The sequence below is a fragment of the Streptacidiphilus monticola genome (assembly GCF_042658505.1).
GTDB classification, from domain to species: Bacteria; Actinomycetota; Actinomycetes; order Streptomycetales; family Streptomycetaceae; genus Streptacidiphilus; species Streptacidiphilus monticola.
Map to the genome: position 1 here is coordinate 1 of NZ_JBHSQJ010000063.1, position 4,570 is coordinate 4,570.

General features: G+C 72.0%; 6 protein-coding genes. 5 read left to right on the forward strand and 1 reads right to left on the reverse strand.

Annotated elements, in window-relative coordinates; genetic code table 11:
* The first annotated feature begins 37 nt into the window (after window positions 1-37).
* Window positions 38-856, forward strand: a complete 819-nt coding sequence (locus ACFP3V_RS15500; protein WP_380583675.1) for a helix-turn-helix transcriptional regulator — start codon at window positions 38-40, stop codon at window positions 854-856.
* 93 nt (window positions 857-949) lie between these two features.
* Window positions 950-1,318, forward strand: a complete 369-nt coding sequence (trxA, locus tag ACFP3V_RS15505; protein ID WP_380583677.1) for a thioredoxin — start codon at window positions 950-952, stop codon at window positions 1,316-1,318.
* Between the two features lie 132 nt (window positions 1,319-1,450).
* Here the strand turns inward: trxA and ACFP3V_RS15510 are convergent, their stop codons facing one another.
* Window positions 1,451-2,053, reverse strand: coding sequence for a TetR/AcrR family transcriptional regulator (locus ACFP3V_RS15510; protein WP_380583679.1), 603 nt, complete (start codon window positions 2,051-2,053; stop codon window positions 1,451-1,453).
* Window positions 2,054-2,209: 156 nt separating this feature from the next.
* On the opposite strand from ACFP3V_RS15510, the gene ACFP3V_RS15515 reads away from it, so the two are divergent.
* From ACFP3V_RS15515 to efeU, 3 genes are all read left to right on the forward strand, one after another.
* Window positions 2,210-2,632, forward strand: coding sequence for a Zn-ribbon domain-containing OB-fold protein (locus ACFP3V_RS15515; RefSeq protein ID WP_380583681.1), 423 nt, complete (start codon window positions 2,210-2,212; stop codon window positions 2,630-2,632).
* 114 nt (window positions 2,633-2,746) lie between these two features.
* Complete coding sequence (locus ACFP3V_RS15520) at window positions 2,747-3,601, forward strand: hypothetical protein (RefSeq protein ID WP_380583683.1); 855 nt, start codon at window positions 2,747-2,749, stop codon at window positions 3,599-3,601.
* Window positions 3,602-3,713: 112 nt separating this feature from the next.
* The coding region (gene efeU / locus ACFP3V_RS15525) for an iron uptake transporter permease EfeU (protein WP_380583685.1) at window positions 3,714-4,570 on the forward strand (857 nt) is incomplete at its 3' end.

Sequence of the window (4,570 nt, forward strand, 5' to 3'; positions counted from 1 at the left end):
GTCATGCCCGCAGGGATCCCTTGGAATCGATCATCTAGTGGAGACCCTGCTGGCGCAGGGCCGGACCGAGGACGCCTGGAAGCTGGCGCAGGAGTACCGCTTCGGCCCGCCGTTCAGCGGCATCACGGTGATCCCTGACGCCCCCACGCTCTACGGCCGGCTGCTGCTCGCCCGGGGCGAGACGGATGATGGGATCCGCCAACTGGAGGAAGCGGGCGCCCAGTTGGACCGCCGTGGTTGGCAGAACCCGCTCTGGGCCCCATGGAAGGGCCTGCTCGCCCAGGCCCTCGCCGCGAAGGAGCCGGCCAGGGCCCGGCGGCTGGCCCTGGAGGGCCGCACCCGCGCGGAGCGCCTCGGCATCAACTCGGCCATCGGCGTAGCTCTGCGCGACTCGGCGGCGGTCGCCGCGGGCGCGGAGGAGGAACTGGACCTGCTGCGCGAGTCGGTCGAGAAGCTCGGCCAGTCCCCGGCGGCCTACGAGTACGCGGTCTCGATGGTCGCCTACGGCAGCGCGCTGCGCCGTTCGGGCCGGGCCGAGGAAGCAGCGGAGTACCTGGACCAGGCCGAGCGCGACGCGGTGCGTCTCGGTGCCCAGGCCGTGGCCGAGCGGGCCCGCAACGAGCGCCTGGCGACGGGCGTCCCGCAGTCGCCGTCCCGGCAGCGGGGGATCGACGACTTGACCGAGCAGGAGCGCCTGGTCGCCATGCGCACCGCCCACGGTCAGGACATCGGCCAGATCGCGGCGGAGAACCACATGTCCATCCGCGTGGTCCGGATGCTGCTGGCATCAGTGCACCACAAACTGGGCATCGGCCCGGATGGCCTGCGCTCGGTCTTCGGCGGCGGGGACGCCTGAGGACGCCGCGGTGGCCCAGGCGCAGGAATGACGGGACTGGCTTGTTCGTTGAGCGGGTAAGGCGTCACGGACGAACGGAAGGCAGGTGACGGCATGAGCGGCAGCACGCTTGAGCTGACCAAGGACAACTTCAACGAGGTCGTGGACCAGAACGACTTCGTACTGATCGACTTCTGGGCGGGCTGGTGCGGCCCGTGCCGTCAGTTCGCCCCGGTGTACGAGGCGGCGGCAGAGGAGAACACGGACCTGGTCTTCGCCAAGGTCGACACCGAGGCCCAGCCGGAACTGGCCGCGGCGTTCGACGTCCGCTCGATCCCCACACTGGCCATCATCCGCGACCGCACGGTGATCTTTGCCCAGCCGGGCGCGCTGCCCGCGCCCGCGCTGAACGAGGTCATCAAGCAGGCCCGCGCCGTCGACATGGACGAAGTCCGCCGCCAGGTCGAGGACCAGCAGCAGTAGCCCGCACCGTCCAGGGGCGCGGGGAACTGCGCGAGCCGCACACCACTCGGGGAGGTTCGACCCTTGTTGCAGGCCGGACTTCCACGAGTGGTGTGCTCGCGCAGTTCCCCGCGCCCCTGGCGGCTGCGCCGCCTACGGGGCGCGGCGGGACCATTGGGGGCGGTACTCGACGAGGGTGAGGGCGAGGGCGACGTGACGGTCGATCAGCTCGTCCAGACTCAGCGGGCCACCGGGGCGGTACCACTGCGCGACCGCGTTGCACATGGCGATGATCCCCCGCCGCGCCTCCTCCGGGTACGGCGTGCGGAAGACGCCTGACGAGATGCCCGCCTCGATCGCGTCGCGGAACAGGTTGGTCGCCTCCACCTGCCGGCGCCGGTAGGACTCCAGTCCGTCCGGGCCCAGGCTCCGGTCCTCGAGCAGCAGGAGGTTGCTGCGCACCGCGTGCTCCCCGCGGAAGCGCGTCGTCGCGGCGACCACCGCCGCCAGGCGGTCCGCGGGGTCGGCGGTGTCCACAGCCTCCAACGCCGCCGCCACGGCGGTGAAGTACTTGTCCATGCCCTCGTTGAGCAGGGCGAGGAGCAACTCCTGCTTGCCCGAGTAGTAGTGGTACATCGCGGACAGGCTCATCCCCGCCCGCGCGGCGATGTTCCTGATGGACGCGCTGCCGAAGCCGCGCTCGGCGAACTCCTGGCGCGCGGCCTCCAGCAGCGCGGTCTGTCCGGCTGGTCGCATCGGCCGCTTCTTCCTGATCGTTCGTTAGGGATCCGCTCCCGGCGGGCTGGTGACACCTTACTGGAAGGCGCTGGACAGCGGTCGTTTCGCCACGTAGCTTAACGATCGTTCGTCAAGACCCCTCGGGGGTTGCCGCCGCCGTCAAAGGAGAGGGCCGTGCTGTCCACCGCTGTTCCGTCCCCGCTGTCTCCTCCACCCGCACCCCGGCCCACGCCCGGCGACGCCGACCCCGCCGAGGTGTACCGCGACGGGCTCGCCCACGGCGAGCTGAGGTTCCAGCGCTGCCGCTGGTGCGGCCTGCGCTCGGCGCAGGTCAGCGTGATCTGCGGTGCCTGTGGCGGCAGCGAGTTCAGTTGGGAGCGCAGCGGCGGGCAGGGCCGCATCTACGCGCTGCCGCGTCCCAACGCCACCGGCGAGGCCGCGCACACCGCCGTCGTCGAGCTGGACGAGGGGCTGCGGGTGCGGGCGCTGCTCGCGCCCGTCGCCGCGTACCGCCTGTGGGCCGGTGCCCGGGTCGAGTTGGACGCGCCCACCGCCCGGGCCGAGCACCGCCCGATCTTCCGCCCGGTGGCCTCCTGACCCACGGGCCACGCGGGCCACGGGTCCCTGACGCGGGACGGCCGGCCGCGCAGAATGGTGCGCATGCGGTGGGCCAGGACTGCGCTCTGTGCGCTGCTGGTGGCGCTCGGGATAATGAGCGCACCGGCGGCGCTGGTCTCCGTGTGGCTGGCCCACGAGATCGGCTCGCCCGACCGCTACACCGCCGCCTTGGCCCCGCTCGCCAGGGACGCGGACGTGCAGAACGCGATCGCGGACCAGGTCACCGTCGTCATCCTGGACCGGGCCCGGCCGCGGCGGCTGTCCGCCGGATTCGTGCGCGCCGGGGTGGTGCAGTTCCAGCAGAGCACGGCCTACCCCGCCGTCTGGCGTGACGTCGTGCGTGCCTCGCAGCCGGCGGTCCAGGCGGTGCTCACCGGCCGCGGGGGCACCGCCGTGCAGAGCGCGCACGGGCAGGTGGTGCTCGACATCGGGCAGATCGTCGCAGAGCTGAAGCAGACGCTGGTCGAGGAGCAGGTGCTCGGCGCCTCGGCCATCCCCGAGGTGAAGGCCAGCTACCTCCTGTTCAGCGCACCGTCCCTGACGCATGTTCAGGGCGGCGCCCGCTGGCTGCAGTCGGCGGCCGGGTGGCTCCCGGTGGTGTCGCTCGCCTGTCTGATCGCCGGGGTACTGCTGCGGCCCGCCGCCCTGCCCTGGGCGGCGGGCGGGGTCGCGCTGGCGATGCTCGCCCTCGCCGCGACCATGGCCGTGGCGCACCAACTGCTGCGCGAGCGCCTGCCCGCCTCGGTCTCACGCCCGGCCGCCGACGCCCTGTGGCGGGCGCTGGCCTCCACGCCCGGCCGCTGGCTCTGGGGCACCGTCGGCTTCTGCACGCTGCTGCTGCTCGGCCTGTTGCTGACCCGGCTCCGGCGGACGCTCGACACGCACGGCCACCGGCATCCGGCGGACACGCAGGCCGCCGGGGCCGCAGAGGCTCGCGACCAGCGGTGAGCCGGTGTGACCCACCCCGTATGGACTCCGCTTCCGGCGCCCTACTAAGGTATGCCTAAGCTAATTCCATCGGCGAGTTCCGGGGGTTGTTCCCGGGGAGGGACAACTGCTCATGTGGGACAACGTGTTCCCCAACTTCCTGATCGGCCTGCGGGAGGGGCTCGAGGCCGGCCTGGTCGTCTCGGTCCTGGTGGCCACGCTCGTCCGCGGCGGCAACTCCCAGCGGCTGCCCCAGGTGTGGACCGGTGTCGCCGCGGCGATCGGACTCTCCCTCAGCTTCGGCGCGGTGCTGACCTTCAGCTCCCAGCAGATGCCCACGACCGCGCAGGAGGCCTTCGGCGGCTTCCTCTCCGTCGTCGCGGTCGGCTTCGTCACGGCGATGGTCTTCTGGATGCGGAAGAACGCGCGCAACCTGTCCGGTGAGATCAAGGAGAAGGTCAGCGCCGCGCTGACCATGGGCGCCGGTGCGCTGGTGGTCACCTCCTTCCTCGCGGTGGGCCGCGAGGGCCTGGAGACCGCGCTGTTCCTGTGGACCAACACCCAGACCGCGCGCGGCTCCAGTGCCGGTCCGCTGATCGGCGGCGCCGTCGGCCTGGCGCTCGCGGCGGTGCTCTGCTGGGCGCTCTACAAGCGCGTGCTGAAGATCAACCTGACCAGGTTCTTCACCTGGACCGGCTTCGGCCTCGTCGTCATCGCGGCCGGCGTCCTCGGCTACGGTCTGCGCGACCTGCAGGAGGGCGGCGTGCTGCCCGGCGGCTCCGCCCTGGCGGTGGACCTCTCCGCGCACGTGGACGCCAACTCCTGGTACGCGCAGCTGATCCAGGGCGTCTTCAACCTCACCACGCAGATGACGTGGCTTCAGGTCGCCGCCTACGTCCTGTACCTGGCGATCGTGATGACCCTCTTCGTCCGCGGCCTTCGCGACCCGAAGCCCAAGCCGGCGCCCGAGCCCGCGCCGGCCGCCGCGAG

Coding starts and splice junctions, on each gene's coding strand:
- trxA (WP_380583677.1), top strand. CDS start 950: ATGAGCGGCAGCACGCTTGAGCTGACCAAGGACAACTTCAACGAGGTC.
- ACFP3V_RS15510 (WP_380583679.1), bottom strand. CDS start 2,053: ATGCGACCAGCCGGACAGACCGCGCTGCTGGAGGCCGCGCGCCAGGAG.
- ACFP3V_RS15520 (WP_380583683.1), top strand. CDS start 2,747: ATGAGCGCACCGGCGGCGCTGGTCTCCGTGTGGCTGGCCCACGAGATC.